Raw genomic sequence first — 21,581 nt, 5'->3', positions numbered from 1 at the left:
CTTCGATGTTTGGCTGGAATTCCGCTCTTGGCGTTTCTCGCGACGGCCGAGGCCGTACCGCTTGACCTGTCCGGCTACGCCGGCGATTCAGGCGCCATTTCAATTCAGTTTCACGGCGATACCGTCGACCCTTATTTCGCCTTGCAAGCCCTTCTTTTAGCGCAACAGAACGGCTTGAGCATTGCCGCCTACAGCACGAAATGGGCTGATTGGCTGCTCGCCCGGCAAAAACCTGATGCCACATTCGATCGATTCTGCCGTAACGGTCCGGTGTGGGCGCCGTGCAAGACGGCTGACGCGGACGATTCGCTGCTTGCACTGTGGCTCAAGTTTCTGAGAACCATGCCCGCCGAACTGAAACGCAACCCAGCCTGGCGTCATAGCGAGAAAGTTTCCCAGCTAGCTCTGTCCAGACTGGTCGATCCCTCACGCGGGATCTATCTCGTCTCGCCGGTCTACCAGCACGGGCTTTTCATGGACAACCTTGAAGTCTGGTCAGGAAAACCCAACCGCGCGGCCGCTGAGAATGCAGCGCACCCAAGCCTGGCGGAATCGATCGACAAAACGTTCTGGGACAGCAAGACAAAACGGTTTTTGGTTTCCACACAACCCGGGCAGGAGCGAGTCAAACCCGCGTTCTATCCCGACGCCGTCGCTCAGATCTACCCGCTGTTGGAAAACTACCCGCTCATTCCAGGTGGAGCCCATGCCTGGTATGCGCAGTGGATCAAACAATATCGCGGACTTTGGCTGCGCCAGGTCCACACGGATTTTGCATGGGGGCTTGTGGCGCTGGTTGCTTGGAAGCAGGGAGACGTGGGATCGGCGCGGTGCTGGTTGCGCACAACCTTGCCATTTCGTCATACCGCGCACTGGACCGTGACCGATGAAGTCGTGGTGCAGATCCTCAACGCGCACCACGTGGCGCCAGCGAACAAGAAAGAAAACTGCACATGAGAACTTATCTCGCCTGCGTAGGGACCCGGCCGGAAATCATCAAGATCGCGGTGCTGTACCGTCTGCTGCGCGAACAGGGGCATCATGTGCAGCTGTTGCACACGGGGCAGCACGAGGAGGTGGCACAGGTGCTGTATCGGTTTTTCGGAATGCCACCCGACTATCAAATCGAGTTGCCTCGTCGCTCGCCGTTGCTGGGAAACTTGACAGCGACGCTCCTGGAGCGCATCGACAAAGTCGTTGAAGAAGCCGACCCGGACGTGGTGCTGGTGCAGGGAGACACCACATCAGCTTTTACCGGGGCCTTGGCCGGCTACTACCACAACATATCGGTGGCGCATATCGAAGCCGGTTTGCGCACGGGCGAGCATGAACCGTTTCCTGAAGAAAAGAACCGAGAGCTGATCGGTCGTTTGGCCCACTGGCACTTCGCTCCCACGGCCCAGGCCCAAGCCAATCTGATCCGGGAAGGCATCGAGCCGGATCGCATTTTCATGGTTGGAAACACGGTGATCGATGCCGCCCTTTGGGTGCGCGAACGTATCAGCCAAGGATTGTTTGATCCGCGACTGGCCATGCCACGGCAGTTACGCAGCTTCCTGGCGCAATACAGCCAAAACAGGTTGATGCTTGTCACCGCGCACCGCCGTGAAAACTGGGGACAGCCGATTCGCGATATCGCGGCAGCCGTGGTGAAGCTTCTGAACGCGTACCCGGAACTGGTGGTCGTCTGGCCCGTTCATCCCAACCCATCCGTGCAGGACGACGTCTCCACAGGCTTTGCCGGGCTGGCCGCGCAAGCACGGTCGCGACTGTGCCTGACGCAGCCGCTCGACTACCCGGCCATGATCGCGCTCCTGGCACGCTGCTATTTCAGCTTGACGGATTCAGGAGGCATCCAGGAAGAGGCGTCGGCCTTGGCAAGACCGGTTCTGATTGCTCGTCACAGCACCGAGCGCCAAGAGTTGGTGCAGGCCGGTGGGGCCTGTTTGGTCGGTACCGACACGCAACGCATCGTGGACGAAGCCGCGAAACTGCTCGACGACGAAGCCACTTACCGGCGCATGCAACTTCCGGCGAGCCCGTTTGGCGACGGACAAGCTGCGGAGCGCATTTCCAAAGTTCTGATCACAACCTAGGCAAAGCCCTATGCAAAGAAAAAGCGTCACTTCCCTCTTGGGCTGCTTGTTGGCATGCCTAGCCGCCCCGTGCATGGCGCAAACCGACCTGCCAGCCGCAGCCCCGGCCGCAACCCCGGCTGCTGCCCCGACCCCGACCCCGAGCTCGACTCCGGTCAGCATCAGTACCTACGCCAGCTATCAGAGTCTCTCAGCCGGGTATGGTCAGTGGAGCGAAACGGGAGTGTTCGGCACGTATGAAACGGGCGCCAATGTGCTCCAAGGCCAGTTGTCGGCCATGCGTCGGTTCGGCGAACCAGGCAAGTACGCGGGATTCGGCGATACGCTGACGATCAATCCTGATTGGTACGCAAGTCTGAGTGTGGGTGCGGGTGATGGCGCGTTCTACCTGCCGCGCTACCGCGTCGATGCCTTTATCAACCGCAAGCTGCTCGCGCAAAAAAACCTGGTTGCCACGCTTGGCCTGTCCTACTACGTCGCACCCGACGGCCACACCGACAGCAGCGTTGGTCTCGGCGCCATTTACTACTACTCGACCCTACCGCTGGTTCTTCAAGGAGAGGTGCGATTCAACAACAGCAATCCGGGGGGTGTGAATACGCGCCAGCAATTCGTTGCGGCGACATGGGGGTACGACAAACAAACGCAGATCATCGGACGCTATGCCTGGGGCATGGAGGGATACCAGACCATCGGCGCTGGAGTTCAGTTGGTTGATTTCTACAGCACCGACGCCAGCCTCGCCGTGCGCCATTGGCTTGGCTCGAATTGGGGAGTTTCAGCCATGCTGGAACGCTACCGAAACCCCTACTACGTCCGCCAGGGCGTCACGCTCGGTCTGTTTTGGCAACTGTGATGAAAACGGCATCACTCGAGTCACACGAACGCAGCTTGGCAAGAGCCGATGCACTGGAAGCCGCGAAATTCGCCTTGAACGAGGTCCGGTCGAACTTTCCGGGCCAGGGCGCACACCGCGCCATGCGCAGCGCCAAGCTGCGTTTGGGCGCCTTGCTCCAGTCGCTGACCTGGGCCGTACTGTTCACCGCCCTTTTGCTCTGGGGCAAAGAACCGCTGATGCACTGGTGGCGAGATGTGATTTTGTTCTGGGGTTTGCATCTAGACATTCCTCTGCGTGCCGGAAACGGTGAATCCGGGCTCCTGCTCTGGATCCAAGCCGCCGGGACATCCGTGATGCCGACATCGGACATCATCCTCGCCACCACCGCAGCAGTGATCGCCCTTTATGGAGCGACGTTCTGGTTGAGCGATGCCATGACGCCGCTGAAGTACCTGATCCGCACTTTGTGTGTTGTTCAGGCCACGGCCATCCTGTTTTTCACATTCGAACCCTCCCTGTTCTCCTACAGCATCCCGGGGCATTTACAGGCCATTCTGAATGCCGGATACGGGGTCATGCTCGCGGTGCCCGTACTGCTTGCACTCGGCTACGGCATACTTCCCATTCGCGCTCGAGATCGATTCCTTCACACCGCTTGGGTACTTGGCTACCTGGCGCTGATGGTGCCGCACATGGCGGTTCTGCACGCCATCGTGCTGCAATACCTGTCCGTGCTGTTTATGCCTCTGCTGTATCTGTGCTTCGGTGTGGTGTTCGATGTCATGATCTTTGTGGCCCTGTATTCATGGCTCGCAAGCCGAGTGCCGGCCGAGGCGTTGAATTGATGGGGGCGGGAAGCCGAATGGAGCGGGAACGAACCGCGTCAACATAGAGGCTGCGCCTCGCGCTTCGGATCGTGCCAGCCCTCGCCACCAAGCACGAGCTGCGCAGCCGCGGGCGGCCCCCAGCTTCCGGGCTCATAGAAGATGACCGTTTCAGCATCGACGAGCACCGGTTCGACAACGGCCCACGCCGCCTCGACGCATGCGTCGCTCGTGAACAGCGCGGAATCGCCGCAGATGGCGTCCCCGAGCAATCGTTCGTAGGGCAGCTCATTCCGCTGGGCCTGATGCCGCACCACCAGTTCCACCGCCTCGCCGCGCATTGCATCGCCAGGTTTTTTGACGCGAGCACCCGTCGAGATCAAGACCTCCGGGCTGAGGCGAAAGCGGAAGTAGTTGGACGTGGCTGCGCTGATTTCATCGAAGATCGCCAGCGGCGGGCACTTCAAGGTGACGCGGACTTCAGTGGCGGTGATCGGCATATTTTTCCCAGCGCGTATGTAGAACGGCACGCCGGCCCAACGCCAGGTATCGATGTGCAGGCATAGCGCGGCGAACGTTTCGACCTGGGATGCTGGCGCCACGCCCTGTTCGCCGCGATAACCGCGGAACTGGCCGCGCACCACCTGCTTCGGGTCGAGCGGACGCATGGCGTGGAACAGCCGCAGCTTCTCGGCGCGCATGGATTCGGCGTCCTGGCCGACCGGTGCGTCCATGGCCAGCAACGCAATCACCTGCAGCAAGTGGTTCTGCACCACATCGCGAATCGCGCCAGCTTCCTCGTAGAAACTGCCGCGACCCTGCACACCGAAATTCTCGGCCATGGTGATCTGGACGTTGTCGACGTAGTGGCGATTCCAGATCGGATCGAGGAAAGCGTTGGCAAAGCGGAAATACAGAAGATTCTGCACGGCCTCCTTACCCAAGTAATGATCGATGCGAAAGATCGCTGACTCGGGGAAGACCTCGTGCAACATGCGATTCAACGCCTGAGCCGAGGCCAGATCGTGCCCGAACGGCTTTTCGACAATGATCCGGGCATCCTTGGCGCAACCGGCCTTTGCCAGGCCCTGCACCACCATCTCGAACAAACTCGGCGGAATGGCCATGTAGTGCAGCGGACTTGCCGCGTCGCCCATGCACTGTCTCAGGCGGCAATAGGTTTGCGGGTCGTCGTAGTCGCCGCTGACGCAGCGCATCTGCGCGCAGAGCCTGGCGAAAGCGTCGGCATCAAGGCCGCCGTTCATCTCCAGACTCTCCCGCGCCCGCCGGCGCAACTGCTCCAGGGTCCCGCTGGCACGCACCACGGCGATGATCGGGATGTCCAGATCGCCGGCGCGGATCAATGCCTGCAGCGCCGGAAAAATTTTCTTGTACGCCAGATCGCCTGTCGCACCGAAGAATACAAAGATGTCCGAACAGGGCATGCTCATGGCGGGGCATTCATGCATCGCGGCGGCAAGGTGCGGTCGCTGGAATTTGCCGGTATCGACGCACCCGGCCGATGGCGGATCTCGACCTGATGCTCCAGGCCGTCGTCGACCAGCTCGATGCTGGGCCGCGGCAGAGGTTTGCCGTCCATGATGCAGCTGTTGTCCTCGTCGGCGTCGTTCGCCTGCAGCACGGTGATGTGGTAGTGCGTGTCGCGATAGCGATAGTCGAGCTTGAATGAAGGCCAGTCGGTCGGCAGCACCGGGGCGATGCGCAGACACGCACCCTCCCGTCGCAGACCCAGCAGCGACTCCACGATCAATCGGTACATCCAGCCGGCCGACCCGGTGTACCAACTCCAGCCGCCGCGGCCCACGTGCGGAGCGACGGCGTAGACATCGGCGGCCACCACATAGGGCTCGACCTTGTAGATGTCGATGTCTGCGCCGCCTTGCCCGTGGCTGACCGGATTGATCATGCGCAGCAGTTCCCATGCGCGCGCACCGTCACCCAGTTCGGCAAACGCCATGGATGCCCAGACTGCCGCATGCGTGTACTGCCCACCGTTCTCGCGCACGCCAGGCACATAGCCTTTGATGTAGCCGGGGTCGAGCGCGGAATGGTCGAATGGAGGATCCAGCAACTGCACCAGCCCCTTGGCGCGGCGCACCAGGCGTTTGTCGAGCGCGTTCATGGCCTGATGTTGACGCCCCGGGTCGGCCGCTCCGGACAGTACCGACCAGCTTTGCGCAATGGCATCGATCTGGCATTCGTCGTTGCCGGCGGAACCCAGCGGAGTGCCGTCGTCGAAATACGCGCGTCGGTACCAGGCGCCGTCCCAGCCGTGCCGCTCGATACTGGCGCGCAGTGTGGCCGCCTCCGCCTCGCAATGCGCGGCAAGCGCCGCGTCGTCGCGCAAGCGTGCAATCGGGGCAAAACGCAGCAGCACGTCGTAGAGAAAGAAGCCCAGCCAGATGCTCTCGCCGCGTCCCTGATCGCCAACCCGGTTCATGCCGTCGTTCCAGTCGCCGCTGCCGATCAGCGGCAACCCGTGCGCCCCACGCGGCATGCTGTGCTCGATCGCCCGCACGCAGTGCTGATAGAGCGTCTCACGCAGCTCCGAGCGCGTTGGCAAATCGTAGTAGGCCTCCTCATCGAGGCCGACGCGTCGGCCTTCGAGGTAGCCGACGCTCTCGTCGAGCACACTGGCATCGCCGGTCATCAGGACATAGCGGCTGGTGGCCAGCGGCAGCCACAGATAATCGTCGGAGCATCGGGTGCGCACGCCGCGATCCTTCGGCGGATGCCACCAATGCTGCACGTCGCCTTCGAGGAACTGGTGCCCGGCGCACAACAGCAGATGCTGGCGTACGGCATGCGGCGAGGCATGGATCATGGCCATCGCGTCCTGCAATTGGTCGCGGAAACCGATGGCGCCGCCGGACTGGTAATAGCCGCTGCGTGCCGTGAAGCGGCAGGCGATGGTCTGGTACATCAGCCAGCCGTTGACGAGGACGTTGATGGCCGCATCCGGCGTCTGCACCTGGATCTTGCCGAGGATGTCGTGCCAGTGCTGACGCACCGCCTTGAGCGTAGCTGCCGCGGTCCCGAGCCCGCGGCAGCGCTGCACAAGCTCGCTTGCCTTCTTGACGTCGCCGGCCAGGCCCAGACGGAAGATGATTTCGTGCTCGCTGCCGGCATCCAGGTCGAAGCCAATCTGGATGGCCGCGCACGGGTCCAGGCCCGCGCCGACCTGACCCGACAACCGGGCGTTCGCCATCGCCGCCGGCGCGCGCAGGCTGCCGTTGCGGCCTAGAAATTCGCTGCGATCGCCACTGACGCTGCGCGCCGGATTGTCGACATCGAAAAATGCGACCCTGCCCGGAAACTCCATGTTGTAGGCATTGCGCGCAAACAACGCACCGGTTATCGGATCGGACATGGTCACCACGTGCATGGCGGATTTCTCACGCAGATCGCCGAGGACCCATTCGACGTAGCCGGTCGCGGACAACCGGCGCATACGGCGCGATACGTTGCGCACCTTGAGTACCGAGAACTTGACCGCCGAGTCCAGCGCCACATAGATCCACAGCTGTGTCTGGATTCCGTCCTCGCTGTGCTCGAACACGCTGTAGCCGAAACCGTGTCGGGTCAGGTAGCTGCCTTGGCCGCGCCTGGGCAGCGGCGTGGGCGACCAGGAGTGGCCGGTCTCCTCGTCACGCAGGTAGATCGCTTCTCCGCTGGCGTCGGTGACCGGATCGTTATGCCAGGGCGTCAGCCTGAATTCATGGGCGTTCTCGCCCCAGGTGTAGGCGCTCCCGCTCTCGGAAACAACCGTGCCGAAATGTGCATTGGCCAGCACGTTGGCCCACGGCGCGGGTGTCATCTGGTCCTGCGCGAGGGTGATGACGTATTCGGTGCCGTCCGCGCTGAAGCCTCCGTACGGGTTGCTCAGCAGCAAAGAGGGGGCAGCCGGCTCGGGTGCCGGGTTTGCGGAGACCGATTCGGCGAGGCGGCTCCTGGTCGCGACGAACTGCGGCGGCTGGGTCTGCATCCGGCGACGCCCGATCTGCTCGGACAGGGGACCGCCCCCGTCCGTGAGAACGATGCGCGCGGCGGATTGCATCAGGATGCGATCCTCGTCCGAAATCTGCTGCGCGGGGCGCACGAAAATGCCGCCGGGGCGATCGATCAGGCTGGCCTCGACCCCTGAGGCGATCAACCCCATGATCAAGTCCTGCAACTGCTGCCGGTAGCCGGCGCGGTCCTCGTTCCAGATCACAAGATCCACCGCCAGGCCTTTGAGCCGCCAGTAGGCGTGCGCCTGCACCAACTGGCGCACGAGTTCGATATTGGCTGAATCGGCGATGTGCAGCAGAACGATCGGCAGATCGCCAGAGATCGCCTGGCCCCACAACCCGGACTGACCACGGCGGTTGGCCCGCAGGATGCTGGATTCGGCACGCAGCGCGGCGCTGGCGTAGATGATCGATGCGGCCATCTCCTCATAGATCTGCGCATCGGCCAGGCTGGCGTTGAGCTGGCGCAGCAGTACCTGGCTGTGGGTCCAGGCCAGATCGAACACGCGGTCGGCCAGATGCCGGTCGCGATATTTGCCGATCAGATGCAGGCAGGCCTCGCGGCTGTCGCCGATGCCGGTGACCATATCCACCAGCGCGGACTGCTCCGGCTGGAGCTTGATGCGGCAGCGAATCGCCACGATCGGGTCGAGCACCGACCCTTCGCTGTCGGTCAGGCGGCGATGCATCTTCGAGGCGCTGCCCATCGCGGCGGGACTCGCCACGCTGCCGCCCCGGCCGATGAAGCGGGCGCGGTCGGTCTCGTAGGAAATCTCGTCAACGTCGGCGTCGTGCACGGCCAGCAAGTGGCACAACGACGGTATCCGCTCGCTGCCCGAGCGCGGGCGCCGCGTGCAGATGATCGCCTGCAGCGGCCGCACGAGCTCGCTCTGGACAAACAGTTTGCTGAACGCAGGATGCAGCGCATCGGCCATCGCCGGCGCCAGCACAACCTCGGCATAGCTGGTGATTTCGATGGTCCGCGCCACGCGCGCGCGGTTGGTGATGCGAACGCGGCGCAGCTCGATATCGTCCTCGGGCGACACCACGATTTCGGTATGCGTGTCGAAATCGCGCTCGCGTACGCGAAACTCGACTCGCGCATCGGAGAAAATCGCTTCGTAAAGCTCTGGCTTCTTCAACGTCGGCTGGTGCGCGCTCGACCAGAACTCTCCGCTGGCCACATCGCGCAAATAGCAGAACACCCCCCAGTTGTCGCCGCTGATGTCCTCGCGCCAACGGGTGACGGCCATTTCGCGGAAGCGGCTGTAACCGCCGCCCGCACTGCTCACCATGACGTGGTAGCGGCCATTCGAGAGCAATTGCACGGCAGGCCGCGACCTGTCCGGATCGGTCGTGACGCGCAGGCTGGATTCGGCTGCGCGCAACATCGCGTTCGGCGCCTGGAGCCCCGAGGCGTGCCGATACTCCACAGCGGTTTTCGGCACCCGCTCCTGCAAGAGCAGGAGCGTTGCCCGCAAGCTCGCATCGGATTCGAAGCGCCTTTGCATCGGACGCTGTCTGAGCACGTAATCCAGCGCCAGCAGACTCATGCCCTGGTGGTGCGCCATGAACGAGCGGATCACCGCCGAGCCCTGTCCTCGCGATAGGCGCGCGGGGGTGTAGTCAACCGCCTCGTACAGTCCGAAGCGCCCATCCAGACCCTGGTTGGAGAGCCGCTGGAGATTCGCGCAGGCGGCCTCCGGCGCCACCATCAGCGCGAGCGCCGACGCGTAGGGCGCGATCACGATCTCATCACCCAGTCCGCGCTTCAAGCCCAGTCCGGGAACCCCGAAGGCCCTGTATTGATAATTCAGGTGAACGTCCTGCGTGTTGTAGCCGGACTCGGAGATGCCCCAAGGCAAGCCCAGCTGGTTGCCGTATTCAATCTGCCGGGCCACTGCTGCGCGGCAAGTCTGATCGAGCAGTGTCCCCTGATAACTCGGCATCACCAGCAAGGGCATCAGGTACTCGAACATCGAGCCGGACCACGACAGCAGCACGGGTTCGCCGCCCGTGGTGGTCAACAGCCGGCCGAGGGCGAACCAGCTTTCCTGCGGCAGCCGTTCCTGCGCGATCGCCACGAAGCTGGTCAGCCTGGCCTCCGAGGCCAGCAAATCGTAGGAACTTGCGTCGAGCCGGCGCTCCTCGACGTTGTAGCCGATCGAGAGCAAGTCGCTCGGGGCGCCGTAGAGAAAACCGTAATCCATGACCGCGAGGTCCCCGGCCTGTTTCACAAACTGGCCGATGGTCGCGATGAGAACTGTGGCCTTGCGTTGCATTTCCGCGGCGGCGGTGGCGTGGGCGGTGCAAGTCCCTGGGCGAGCGTCAAGTTCCGCCAGCTGGCGCAATGTGGGAATTTCATCCATCCCCTCTTCGGCAAGATCGACGGATGCGAAGTTGAATTGGGCGAGATACGCATGCGCGTCACGGCATTGACCGACCAGCGCCTGCTGCCAGAATTCCGCCTCGCTCGCAGCTTCGGCGGCGTGTGCGGGGGCGATGAGGGCCTCGGCATGGCCGAGGAGCCGCTGCATGCAGTCCGTGGCCGCCGTCATCGTCCGCGGCGTGGCGGCAAGGGCGGAAGCGAGTTCGTCGCGAAAACCAGCCAGAGGACCGGCTTGCGGAGAACCGGCAAGGACCGCTTCGCACAAAAGAGCAAAGGTGTCATGCACACCCTCGAGCATCCGCCCGTCGAACAAGGGTTCATCCGCCAGCGCGAGCAAGCCGGGTCGCAAGGTCAACAAATGACCCGCGAGGTTGCCGCTGTCGACGGTCGAGACGTATCGCGGCGGCAGCGGCTGCAGAGTCAGCGTGTCGTACCAGTTGTAAAAATGGCCGCGATGCCGCTGCATGCTTTGCATCGTTCGTAGGGTGTGACCCGTACGTTCCAACAAACGGCCCGCCGTCAGATAGCCCAGATCGTAGGCCGCGAGATTGGCCAGCAGCGCCAGCCCCATATTGGTGGGCGAGGTGCGGTGGGCGATCACCGCGGCCGGGTATTCCTGAACATTGTCCGGCGGCAACCAGTTTTCCTGCGAGTGGACATGAATCTCGAAAAAGGCCCAGGTCTTGCGCGAGAGCCTGCGCAGAAACCGCAGAATTTCCGGGGTCGGGGCAAACGCAGCCAGCACCGGCGGTTTACTGATTCGCCAGGCGATTGCCGGCGCCAGCAGCCACAGCAGCAGGAAAGGCGTGGCCACGGCCAGCGCATCCGGCCGCAGCAGCAGCAAACCCAGCGCGACAAGGAACGCAAGAAATGGCTCGATCCACATGGACCTGTACAGGCCGATCAGATCGTTGCGGCTGGCGCGCTCGGCATCTCGCGATGGATTCCACTGCAGCAGTTGTCGCCGACTGATGCCCAATCGCCACAGCGTGCGCGCCACGGCATCCAGGGTGTAGAGCGCCTCGTGTGGAAGCCAAGCGAGAAAAAGCAGTATCCGCACGAAATGCTGGCCAGCTGCGTGCAAGGCGGCGCGCAAGTGTTGATCGAGTCGAACGTCGCACGGCTTTCGAAAAAGATCCAGCCAGGACGCCAACAACGCGGGGACCAGCACGACGGCCAGTACCGCAACGGTCCACGCCACCACGGGCAAGATCGCGATCCAGCCGAACAGGAGCAAGGCCAACAAAGCGGACGGAACGAGGCTGCGGCGCAGGTTGTCGAAAATCTTCCAGCGTGAAAGCACCGTGAGCGGATTCCGTTCCCAGCCCTTGTTCTGCGTTAGCGTCCATGGCATGAGCCATGGTAGAAGTTGCCAGTCACCACGAATCCAGCGATGGCGCCGATTCACGTCGGCGAGGTAGTGAGACGGATATTCCTCGTAGAGCTGCACATCGCTGATCAGCCCGGATCGGGCGTAGCAGCCCTCCACCAGGTCGTGACTGAGGATGCTGTTCTCGGGAAAGCGGCCATCAATGGCCTGCTCGAAGGCATCGACGTCGTAGATGCCCTTGCCGATGAATGAACCTTCCCGGAACAGATCCTGATAAACGTCCGAGACGGCGCGCGTGTAGGGATCGATTCCCGCATCGCTCCCGAAGAACCTGGCATATGTCGAGCGCGCAGCGCTGGGCAGGCTGATGCCCACGCGCGGTTGCAAGATGGCGTAGCCCGCGACGACGCGCCGTTTAGCAGGGTCGTAAACGGCACGGTTTAGGGGGTGCGCCATGGTGCCGATGAACTGGCGCGCGGAGGCTCGCGGCAACTGGGTATCGGCATCCAGGGTGATGACGTACTTCACCCCGGCCAAAACCTCAGTGCGGCCAACGATCAGGGAAAATTGCTCGCGGCATCGACCGCGTAGCAACGCATTGAGTTGCGCAAGCTTGCCCCGCTTGCGCTCGTGCCCCATCCACAGCTTGTCGACCGGATTCCATCGCCGTGGGCGGTGAAAGAGAAAGAAACGGTCCGTGTGCGGATCGGCGTCGGGATAGGCCGCGTTGAGCGCATCGATGCGCCGTCGAGCAAGCAGCAACAGCGACGCATCCTGCTCCAGTGTCTCGGTTTGCGCATCTGGAAAATCGGTCAAGAGTGCGAAGTGCAAGTACGGGTCGCGATTGGCCAGAAAGCGCACCTCCAAGGCATCCACCAGATCTTCGATGTCCTGGGGTCCGGAAAACATCGAAGGAATCACCACGAGGGTACGAACCTCTTCGGGCAGGCCGCCGGAATAGTCCATGCGCGGCAGCATGTTCGGCGCCACCACAATGGTGGCAAGCCAGTTCACCAGACTGATCGCCAGCTGGCTGGTGACCAGCACGACGGGAATGGCGACCAGCAACCATGCCCAATCTTGTATCGGACCGCGTGGTGCGGCCAGCAGCAAGGGGCGCGCGAGCAACGCCGTGAGCAGCACGACCAGACCCAGATAAATCTGCAACGGCGTCCGGTCGATCAACGACTGCAAGGCTTTTGCAGGCGTGCGCGGCTTGACGACGTGCCGCTCCAGCGCCGGGAGGCCCTTGTCCACCAGGTAAAAACCGACATGTGCTTCAGCGCGAGGCCGGGTCCCCGCAAGCCTGCTTTCTTGGGCGCTTTCGATGGCAGCGCGCGCCACCCCGGTTTCGGATAAGGAACTGTGCCTCGCCAGACGCTCCACCACATGGCGGTAATGATCGCGCGTGGCGAAATCCATCGCGGCATAGACGCCGGCGGGATCCTCGCTCAGGACGTGCTCGACGCTGCTCATGGATTCCACGAATTCACGCCAGTCCATCGCCGAAAGCGTGCGAAGGCTTCCAATGCTGTTGCCGATCGAGACTTGATCGGCCGCCTGCTGTTGCGCCTCCATCTGCACCAGATGTTCGACGCCATGCCCCGATTCGGAAAGCCGTTGTTCGATCCAGGTCAGGGCCAGCGCCAAGGCCGGTCCCTGACCCTGCAGCCGTCGCGTCAATTCGGCGACAAACGAACTCGCCATCGGCGGGTTTGAACGCGCCATGTCGGCAACCACAAGCACCACGCTCTTGGGATCGCTTTCAGCGATCTTGGTCATCCGGTCCGCCCACTGTCCGGCCAGATTGCGACCGGCCCAGTCGGTCATGACGCGTACCGCAACGCGGCGCAGGTTCTCGATCAACGCCAGCCGGAGCATGATCGGAATGGCCCAAAGCTCGCCGAGGGTCAGGGCGGTCTCCCTCTGGTACGAAGCCACGAAGCAGCTCAGGCTCTCGCTGTCCACCCGGCCATCGCCATGGGAAATCGTTTCCAGCGCAATGTCGTAGACCCTGGGCAACTTTGCAGATTGCCCATTGAGCAGGCGCGGTAACTCGCGGCTGTAGCCCCTGGGTAAATGTCTTTTCGCGGTGCGGATCTGTTCTTCGATGAGGTAGTAGTTGTCGAGTAGCCACTCCGCCGCCGGCGTGATGCGGCGGCCAGTCCGCAAGGCCAGCGCGAGCTTCTCGCTGGCATGTCCAAGAACGGCTTCGTTGTCCGACAAGCGCGCCAGCAAGGAGTTGTCCCGCGCGACATCGGTCGATCGATGCCGACGGGCAAGCACGGCCCCATACAGGTCCATTTGGTCGGTGCTGAACAACTCCGAACGCAGGGCCGGTTCGTGTTCGAGACTGCGGCGCAGAACCGACTCGCGAGCAATACGGCGTCGCAGTTGGGTCAGGTTGAGCCAAGAGACGGGAGAACGAATTTTCAATGGATGCTAGGCATGCGCGAGGAGGTGACAACGAGGTGTTGGGCGGCGCTCAGGGCGGTGATCGGGCCTGACCGTTCGATCTTCGTGCAGTCGTGATTTAGGGCGCAGACCTCGGTTCATCGCGCATCCACAGTCAACATTCTTCAGGTCAACCTCTCTGGTAGGCGCGCTTGACCGAGATGTTGTCCCGCGCAATCACGCCCTGAGACGACACTTGACTGCTTTCGGCTTTGCAGGGCGTGAATAGAACATGAACATTGCGCGGCGTCGCGTCGTTTGTCGTCGCGTGGCGGCGGTGGAAGTCGCGCACACAACCCAGCGCGCAAAGCCAAGATGCACTTGGTGCAATTTAGGTCAAAAAGCTTCTCCGCACTGTGCGCTTACGCACATACAGAGTCGGGAAACGATCGGTACGTCCAGCGGCTGTGCCTTGGCAAGGATGCCCATGCCGATTCCCGGCACGTCAGGTCGCAAGCGTTCTGCTGTGATCCGCGTGAATAAACAATCCTTGCTGCAAAATACCGGAATTCTTGCGAATTTGCGACATATTTCCGGTTCCCCACCCACCATGGCGCGAAGCCTGATTTACAAAGGAGCCCGCAGACAGCATCATTCAAGAGCCATTCTCCGCGAGCCATGTCCACCGTCATCTCGGCCTCACCGCCCCTCAACAAATCGCCAGCCCAACTTTCGGGATTGGCGCATGCGCTGGTCCAGTCGGATCAGTTGCAACGCACGATTGCCGAGCAAATCCAGAAGCGCGCCGCCGAGTCCCGCACCAGCTTCATCGCCACGCTGCTGTCCAGCGGCTCGATGAGCGCGGCGGACCTGGCCCATTGGATCAGCAGGACATTCGCCTTGCCCATGCTGGATCTCGATGCGCTGGACCCAGCGCGCGTGCCCAGCGGCGTGCTCGACCCCAAGATCATCAAGGCCTACAAAGTCCTCCCGCTGATCAAGCGCGGCAACAAACTGGTGGTGGCGACGGCCGATCCGGCCGATCACGAAGCCGAAGACAAGATCAAGTTCCAGGCGCAGTCGGCGGTTGATCTGGTGGTGGTCGAGTATGACAAGCTAGTGCGCTGGATCGACCAGAGCACGCAGTCGGCGTCCACGCAGATCAGCGCGCTGATCGGCGATGATTTCGATCTCGACGACCTCGACGACGGCAGCAACGAAGCCAGCGGCGAGAAGGACCTCGGGGCCGACGTCGACGATGCGCCGGTCGTACGCTTCCTGCAGAAAATGCTGGTGGACGCGATCAATATGCGCGCGTCCGACCTCCACTTCGAACCTTTCGAGAACTTCTACCGCATTCGTTTCCGCGTCGACGGGGAGTTGCGCGAAATCGCCCAGCCTCCGGTCGCGATCAAGGAAAAACTGGCCTCGCGCATCAAGGTCATTTCGCGCCTGGACATCGCCGAACGGCGGGTGCCGCAAGATGGCCGGATGAAATTGCGATTTGGCCCGGAACGGGCGATCGATTTTCGTGTCAGCACCCTGCCCACCATCCATGGCGAGAAGATCGTCATCCGGATTCTCGATTCATCCTTGGCCAAGATGGGCATCGAGACCCTCGGCTACGAGCCTGAGGAAAAAGAACGGGTGCTGCGCGCGATCAAGCGCCCCTAGGCATGGTGCTGGTGACGGGCCCCACCGGCAGCGGCAAAACGGTGTCGCTCTACTCCTATCTGAACCTGCTCAACCAGCCCGGCGTCAACATCTCCACCGCCGAGGACCCAGCGGAAATCAACTTGCCCGGGGTGAACCAGGTCAACGTCAACGAAAAAGCCGGCCTCAACTTCGCCACCGCGCTGCGCGCCTTCCTGCGCCAGGATCCGGACATCATCATGGTGGGCGAGATTCGCGATCTGGAAACGGCCGACATCGCCATCAAGGCCGCGCAGACCGGCCACATGGTGTTCTCGACCGTCCATACCAACGACGCCCCAACCACGCTGACACGCCTGATGAACATGGGTGTGCCGGCATTCAACATCGCCTCCAGCGTCATTCTCATCACGGCGCAGCGCTTGGCGCGCAAGCTTTGTCCACAATGCAAGACGCCGATGGACATCCCTTCGGCGGCGCTGCTGGAGGCCGGGTTCAAGGACAGCGACCTTGACGGCTCGTGGAAGCCGTACAAGCCGGGCAAGTGCAGTTCATGCAATGGCAGCGGCTACAAAGGGCGCCTGGGCATCTATCAGGCCATGCCGATCAGCGATGAAATCCAGCGCATCATTCTCAACCATGGCACGGCGCTGGACATTGCCGATCAGGCCAAGCGCGAGGGCGTCCGCACCCTGCGGGAATCGGGCCTGATCAAGGTTAAGCAAGGGCTCACCTCGCTTGAAGAGGTGCTGGCCGTGACCAACGAATAACCGACAGGCTGCAACCGGAGGACATATGGCAACAGCCGCAATGCGCACGACCAAGGATTTTCTGTTCGTCTGGGAGGGCAAGGATCGCCAGGGCAAGCTGCAACGCGGGGAAATGCGCGCCGGCAGCGAGAACATCGTCAACGCCTCGCTGCGCCGCCAGGGCATCCTGGTGACCAAGGTCAAGAAGCGCAAGATGGGCGCCGGCAGGTCCATCAAGGCCAAGGACCTGACCACCTTCACGCGGCAGATGGCCACCATGCTTCGCGCCGGGGTGCCGCTGCTGCAGTCGTTCGACATCGTCGGTCGCAGCCACCCCAATCCGTCGATGGCCCGGCTGATCACGGAAATTCGCAACGACGTCGAAACCGGCACCAGCCTGTCGGCCGCGTTCCGGAAGTACCCGCGGTATTTCGATCACCTCTACTGCAATCTGGTCGAAGCCGGCGAGGAGGCCGGCATGCTTGAGCTCATCCTCGACCGCCTCGCGACCTATCAGGAAAAAACCCTGGCGATTCGCAGCAAGATCAAATCGGCCCTGACCTACCCGATCGCGGTGATGATCGTGGCGATGATCGTGGTCACCATCATCATGATGTTCGTCGTGCCCACCTTTCAGGACGTGTTCAAGCAATTTGGCGCCGACCTGCCGGCCCCCACGTTGGTGGTGATCGCGATCTCGAATTTCTTCGTCCATTATTGGTACATCCTGTTCGGCTCCATCTTCATCGGCGGCTATTTCATCTTCCAGTCCTGGAAGCGCTCCGACAAGGTCAAGGAGTTCGTCGACCGCATGATGCTGCGCCTGCCCGTGTTCGGCGATCTGGTTCTCAAGGGAACGCTTGCGCGCTGGACCCGCACGCTGTCCACCATGTTCGGCGCCGGCGTGCCGCTGGTCGAGGCGCTGGATTCCGTGGGCGGCGCGTCGGGCAACATCGTCTATCAGCAAGCCACCGCGAAAATCCAGCAGGACGTGTCGACCGGGACCAGCCTGACCCTGTCCATGCAGTCCACCGGGGTGTTCCCGCCCCTCGTGCTGCAAATGGCGTCCATCGGCGAGGAGTCGGGCTCGCTCGACCAGATGCTGGCCAAGGCCGCCGATATCTACGAAGCCGAGGTCGACGAGTTGGTCAAGGCGCTGTCGAGCCTGCTGGAGCCCATCATCATCGTGGTGCTCGGCGTGCTCATCGGCGGCCTGGTCATCGCCATGTACCTCCCCATCTTCAATCTCGGCAAAGTGGTGGGCTGAGCATGCCCGACGCATGGGCAGGGCTGCCTGCTGGGTCCTGGGTGCTGGCCGCGGCGGTCGTCGGCCTGTTGGTGGGCAGTTTTCTGAACGTGCTCATCCTGCGCCTGCCGGTGATGCTGGAGCGGGCATGGCACCATGAAGCCCACACCACCCTTCACCCCGAGAACGCGCCGCAAGCCGCGGAGACCTTCAATCTGCTCCATCCGCGCTCGCGCTGCGGCTGCTGCGGCCATACCCTCCCCTGGTGGGAGAACATTCCCGTCCTGAGCTGGCTCATGCTTCGCGGGGAATGCTCCTCGTGCGGCACGCGCATCTCGGCGCGCTATCCCTTGGTGGAATTGCTCACGGCCGGACTCACGGCCGCCACCATCTGGCTGCATGGGGCGACGCCCTGGGCGCTGGGCCTGGTCGTCCTGCTTTGGGGGCTGATCGCGCTGGCCTTCATCGACTACGACACGACCCTGCTGCCCGATGGCATCACCCTGCCGCTTTTATGGCTGGGCTTGCTGCTGCACGCCAGCCTCGACCCCGCGTTTCTGCCTCAGGCCATATGGGGCGCCGCGATCGGCTACGCAAGCCTATGGAGCATCTACCAGGCGTTCAAGCTGCTGACGGGCAAGGAGGGCATGGGCTACGGCGACTTCAAGCTGTTCGCGGCACTCGGCGCCTGGTTTGGCGCCCTGGCCCTGTTGCCCATCATCCTGCTGTCGGCGGTTGCCGGAGCAGCCATCGGCATCGCTCTGCAGTTCAGTGGCCTTGCCGAGCGGGGCAAGCCGATACCCTTCGGCCCGTTCCTGGCAACGGCCGGCTTGATCATGCTGCTGCTGGGACCGCAACGCCTCATCGCCTGGGTTCTGCCCGGCGGGGCCTGAGGTCCCGGCAAGCATGACGACGCCGGCATCCTCCGCTGAGCATCGGCTGACCATCGGGCTCACCGGCGGGATCGGCTCAGGCAAATCGGCCGTGGCGGCGCTGCTGGCGGCGTTGGGCGCCGGCGTGCTGGATGCCGACGCCATCGCCCACGAACTCACCGCGCCGGGCGGAGCCGCCATTGCCGCCATCCAGCAAGCCTTCGGCGCCGAGATGATCACCCCCGCAGGTGCGCTCGACCGCGACCGCATGCGCGCCGCCGTCTTTGCCGACCCCGCCAAACGCTGCGCGCTCGAATCCATCCTGCATCCCCGCATCGGCCAGGCCATGCGCGAACGTGCCGCCCGAACCGCGGGGCCCTATCTCGTTCTGGTCATTCCGCTACTGGTCGAGAACCTGCCCCGCTGGCGCAGCGCCGTGGATCGCATCGCGGTGGTGGACTGCCCTGAAAGCCAGCAGATCGCTCGCGTGATGCGCAGGTCGGGCCTGGACGCCGCGCAGGTCCGCGCCATCATGGCCACCCAGGCCACGCGCGAGGCGCGCAGGCGCGCGGCCGATGATCTGATCGACAACAGCGCGGACCTCGCCGCATTGCAAAAACGAACCCGCGATCTGCATGCCGGCTACCTGCGCATGGCGGGCTGATTTGAATTCCCGCATCACATGCGTGACAATGCGCCCCAATAAGGGCGCAGTCCCTGCTGGCCTCCCGCCGGCTGCTGCGCGCCCACACAAAGCTCCGGCCCGTGATCCTCTACGAATACCCACTGAGCGAGCGCGTTCGCACCCTGCTACGACTCGAGCACCTGTTCCGCAGAGTCGATTTCCTGCTGCAGCGCGCCCACCCCTACGACCACCACTACGCCCTGCTCTCGCTGTTCGAGATCATGGACGTGGCCACGCGGCAAGATTTGAAGTCCGAACTGCTCAAGGATCTGGAGCGGCAGCGCCAGCAATTCCTCAGCTTTCGCGGCAACCCCTCCGTGTCCGAACTGGCTCTCGACGAGGTGCTGGCGGAGATCGATTCGGCCTTCCAGGAACTGAGTCAGCAACTCGGCAAGCCCGGCCAGTCGCTCCAGGACAACGAATGGCTGATGGCCATCCGCAGCCGCGCCAGCATTCCGGGCGGCACCTGCGAATTCGACCTGCCGGCCTATTACGCCTGGCAGCACTTGCCGGAAGACCAGCGCCGGCTGGACATGGCGCGTTGGCTCGAAGTCTTCAGCCCGCTGTCCATGGCCGTGGAACTGCTGCTGCGCCTGCTGCGCGACTCGGGGGTCCCGCACAAAACCCTGGCAAGCGGCGGCACCTACCAGCAGAACCTGGGCGGACGCCACTATCAGCTCATGCGCCTGCGGGTCGATGGCGCCCTGGGAGTCGTGCCCGAAACCACCGGTCACCGGCTCATGGTCTCCGTGCGCTACATGCGCCCCGACGCCGACTGGAAGCTCAAGCCCGTGACCACGGACGTGGCCTTCGAAATCGCGCTCTGTCCATGAATTTGTCCATGAATACACCGACCCAAACCGACACCGCCCGCATCGTGCGTTGCCCGACATGCGAGGGCCCTAGCCGCTATGCGGCCGACAACCCCTGGCGACCGTTTTGCAGCGAGCGCTGCAAGAACATGGATTTAGGGGCCTGGGCCAGCGAAAACTACCGCGTCGCCGCCGCGCCCCCGCTTGAGGATGAGGAAACGGAGCCGGCGCCGCGCCCGGCTGCGCGTCCGGGTTCGTCATTTTCCACGCACTGAAGATCGCGCCAATCGCCCTCGCTTCAGGTGATGTGAGTGGGTCCCTCGTGGGCGCGCTCCCGAGCCAACCATTGCAGCACGGGCAGCGTGCCGGGCAGGACCGGCGCGACATCCACCGGCAACTGCTGCCAGGCAATGGCTTGGCCTTCGCAGGGACGAACCTCGCCCGACCATTGCGTCACCTTGCAGAACTGCAGCTCCACGCGGGCATGCGGGTAGTCCATGACGCAGGACCGCCAGAACGTGGCGCGCAGATCCCGGATGTCGAGTTCCTCACGCAGTTCGCGTTCCAGCGCCTGCGACAGGTTTTCGCCCGGCTCGATCTTGCCGCCTGGGAACTCCCAATAGCCCGCATAGGGCTTGCCGGCCGGGCGGCTGGCGAGGAGAAAGCTGCCGTCCGGGCGCAGCAGAACCCCGACAGCCACCGGCACCAGCGGGCGCGCCGCGGGCGTCGCGCCGGGCACGGCTCCGGTTCCCGGCGCGGCATTGGCGGCCATGGTGTCAGCGCACCTTGCGCCCGGCGAAATCGCGCGCGAACTGCTGGGCCACGCGACCTGAACGCGAACCCCGCTCCAGGGCCCAGACCAGCGCCTCGGCCTGCGCCGCCTGCGCCTGTTCCGGCGCCACGCCAAACGCCTGCAGCCAGTGCTCGACGATGCGCAGGTAGTGTTCCTGGTCGAAGGGGTAGAAGCTCACCCACAAACCGAAGCGCTCGGACAAGGAGATTTTTTCCTCGACCACCTCGCCAGGGTGGACCTCGCCGCTTTCGGTGTGCTGGTAGGTCAGGTTCTCGTGCATGTACTCCGGCAGCAGATGCCTGCGATTCGATGTCGCGTAAATGAGGACGTTGTCGGCATGCGCCGAAATCGACCCGTCGAGCACCGATTTGAGCGCCTTGTAGCCGGCTTCTCCTTCGTCGAAGGAGAGGTCGTCCGAGAACACCACGAAACGTTCGGGGCGTGAAGCCAGCAGATCCATCAGATCCGGCAGATCCACGAGATCGGCCTTGTCCACCTCGACCAGCCTCAGGCCCTTGGCCGCGTACTTGTTCAAGCAGGCCTTGACCAGGGAGGACTTGCCCGTTCCCCGCGCGCCGGTGAGCAAGACGTTATTGGCGGGCTTGCCGGCGACGAACTGGCGCGTGTTGCGCTCGATGCGGCGCTTCTGCTCGTCGATGCCCTGCAAATCGGTCAAGCGAATGGGCGAAAGCGTGCGCACCGGCTGCAGCACCGCATGGTTGCCGCGCTTGCGCCAGCGGAAGGCCACGGCGGCACGCCAGTCCGGCTCGGGCGGGGTTGGGGCGAGGACGAGTTCCAAGCGGTTGAGCACGCGCTCGGCATGGTCGAGCAGCGCGGCGAGGCGATCCGCCGTATCGAATGTGGCCATC

At 63.2% G+C, this 21,581-nt stretch carries 13 protein-coding genes and 1 pseudogene; 10 read left to right on the top strand and 4 right to left on the bottom strand.

Going from position 1 to position 21,581, the window contains the following annotated elements:
* Positions 1-27: 27 nt before the first annotated feature.
* The 4 genes from THIARS_RS06680 (at position 28) to THIARS_RS06665 (ending at position 3,779) form a co-directional block, all read left to right on the top strand.
* Positions 28-957, top strand: coding sequence for a hypothetical protein (locus THIARS_RS06680; RefSeq protein WP_094159961.1), 930 nt, complete (start codon positions 28-30; stop codon positions 955-957).
* Complete coding sequence (gene wecB, locus THIARS_RS06675; RefSeq protein ID WP_094159960.1) at positions 954-2,096, top strand: non-hydrolyzing UDP-N-acetylglucosamine 2-epimerase; 1,143 nt, start codon at positions 954-956, stop codon at positions 2,094-2,096. Before THIARS_RS06680 ends, wecB begins: the two co-directional genes overlap by 4 nt.
* Positions 2,097-2,169: 73 nt before the next feature.
* Positions 2,170-2,952: a YaiO family outer membrane beta-barrel protein gene (locus THIARS_RS06670; protein ID WP_186436585.1), complete on the top strand. Its 783-nt coding sequence runs from the start codon at positions 2,170-2,172 to the stop codon at positions 2,950-2,952.
* On the top strand, positions 2,952-3,779 hold the full coding sequence (locus tag THIARS_RS06665; protein ID WP_094159958.1) for a hypothetical protein: 828 nt from the start codon (positions 2,952-2,954) through the stop codon (positions 3,777-3,779). The genes THIARS_RS06670 and THIARS_RS06665 overlap by 1 nt, the downstream gene beginning before the upstream one ends.
* Positions 3,780-3,817: 38 nt before the next feature.
* Here the strand turns inward: THIARS_RS06665 and zwf are convergent, their stop codons facing one another.
* Positions 3,818-5,209 carry a glucose-6-phosphate dehydrogenase gene (zwf, locus tag THIARS_RS06660; protein WP_094159957.1) on the bottom strand — a complete coding sequence of 464 codons (1,392 nt, stop codon included), beginning with the start codon at positions 5,207-5,209 and terminating at the stop codon, positions 3,818-3,820.
* Positions 5,206-13,830 carry a GH36-type glycosyl hydrolase domain-containing protein gene (locus tag THIARS_RS06655; protein ID WP_245845600.1) on the bottom strand — a complete coding sequence of 2,875 codons (8,625 nt, stop codon included), beginning with the start codon at positions 13,828-13,830 and terminating at the stop codon, positions 5,206-5,208. Before THIARS_RS06655 ends, zwf begins: the two co-directional genes overlap by 4 nt.
* Before the next feature lie 750 nt (positions 13,831-14,580).
* On the opposite strand from THIARS_RS06655, the pseudogene pilB reads away from it, so the two are divergent.
* From pilB to THIARS_RS06625, 6 genes and pseudogenes are all read left to right on the top strand, one after another.
* A pseudogene (pilB, locus tag THIARS_RS06650) lies at positions 14,581-16,325 on the top strand (type IV-A pilus assembly ATPase PilB).
* 25 nt (positions 16,326-16,350) lie between these two features.
* Complete coding sequence (locus tag THIARS_RS06645; protein ID WP_094159955.1) at positions 16,351-17,571, top strand: type II secretion system F family protein; 1,221 nt, start codon at positions 16,351-16,353, stop codon at positions 17,569-17,571.
* A gap of 2 nt (positions 17,572-17,573) precedes the next feature.
* Positions 17,574-18,443, top strand: coding sequence for a prepilin peptidase (locus THIARS_RS06640; protein ID WP_141202345.1), 870 nt, complete (start codon positions 17,574-17,576; stop codon positions 18,441-18,443).
* Positions 18,444-18,456: 13 nt separating this feature from the next.
* Positions 18,457-19,086 (top strand): dephospho-CoA kinase, encoded by a 630-nt coding sequence (gene coaE / locus THIARS_RS06635; RefSeq protein WP_094159954.1) that lies wholly within the window; start codon positions 18,457-18,459, stop codon positions 19,084-19,086.
* A gap of 101 nt (positions 19,087-19,187) precedes the next feature.
* The gene (zapD, locus tag THIARS_RS06630) at positions 19,188-19,940 is read left to right on the top strand and encodes a cell division protein ZapD (protein WP_094159953.1); all 753 of its coding nucleotides are present in this window, start codon (positions 19,188-19,190) and stop codon (positions 19,938-19,940) included.
* 8 nt (positions 19,941-19,948) lie between these two features.
* Entirely contained in the window at positions 19,949-20,194 is a 246-nt protein-coding gene (locus tag THIARS_RS06625) for a DNA gyrase inhibitor YacG (protein ID WP_094160671.1), read from the top strand.
* A gap of 23 nt (positions 20,195-20,217) precedes the next feature.
* Here THIARS_RS06625 and THIARS_RS06620 read toward each other — a convergent pair whose 3' ends face one another.
* Complete coding sequence (locus THIARS_RS06620; protein WP_094159952.1) at positions 20,218-20,691, bottom strand: NUDIX domain-containing protein; 474 nt, start codon at positions 20,689-20,691, stop codon at positions 20,218-20,220.
* A gap of 4 nt (positions 20,692-20,695) precedes the next feature.
* Positions 20,696-21,580 carry an ATP-binding protein gene (locus THIARS_RS06615; RefSeq protein WP_094159951.1) on the bottom strand — a complete coding sequence of 295 codons (885 nt, stop codon included), beginning with the start codon at positions 21,578-21,580 and terminating at the stop codon, positions 20,696-20,698.
* Position 21,581: the final 1 nt, after the last annotated feature.

This window comes from Thiomonas delicata, from assembly GCF_900088825.1.
Classification (GTDB): Bacteria; Pseudomonadota; Gammaproteobacteria; order Burkholderiales; family Burkholderiaceae_C; genus Thiomonas_A; species Thiomonas_A delicata.
Note: the sequence above shows the minus strand (reverse complement) of the source record. Positions and strands in the feature narration are given on the sequence as shown.

What these genes read in the sequence shown, in the direction of transcription:
- THIARS_RS06665 (WP_094159958.1), top strand. Translation starts at nt 2,952, where the DNA reads ATGAAAACGGCATCACTCGAGTCACACGAACGCAGCTTGGCAAGAGCC.
- THIARS_RS06640 (WP_141202345.1), top strand. Translation starts at nt 17,574, where the DNA reads ATGCCCGACGCATGGGCAGGGCTGCCTGCTGGGTCCTGGGTGCTGGCC.
- zwf (WP_094159957.1), bottom strand. Translation starts at nt 5,209, where the DNA reads ATGAGCATGCCCTGTTCGGACATCTTTGTATTCTTCGGTGCGACAGGC.
- THIARS_RS06620 (WP_094159952.1), bottom strand. Translation starts at nt 20,691, where the DNA reads ATGGCCGCCAATGCCGCGCCGGGAACCGGAGCCGTGCCCGGCGCGACG.
- THIARS_RS06670 (WP_186436585.1), top strand. Translation starts at nt 2,170, where the DNA reads ATGGCGCAAACCGACCTGCCAGCCGCAGCCCCGGCCGCAACCCCGGCT.
- THIARS_RS06645 (WP_094159955.1), top strand. Translation starts at nt 16,351, where the DNA reads ATGGCAACAGCCGCAATGCGCACGACCAAGGATTTTCTGTTCGTCTGG.
- THIARS_RS06625 (WP_094160671.1), top strand. Translation starts at nt 19,949, where the DNA reads ATGAATACACCGACCCAAACCGACACCGCCCGCATCGTGCGTTGCCCG.
- coaE (WP_094159954.1), top strand. Translation starts at nt 18,457, where the DNA reads ATGACGACGCCGGCATCCTCCGCTGAGCATCGGCTGACCATCGGGCTC.
- wecB (WP_094159960.1), top strand. Translation starts at nt 954, where the DNA reads ATGAGAACTTATCTCGCCTGCGTAGGGACCCGGCCGGAAATCATCAAG.
- THIARS_RS06615 (WP_094159951.1), bottom strand. Translation starts at nt 21,580, where the DNA reads ATGGCCACATTCGATACGGCGGATCGCCTCGCCGCGCTGCTCGACCAT.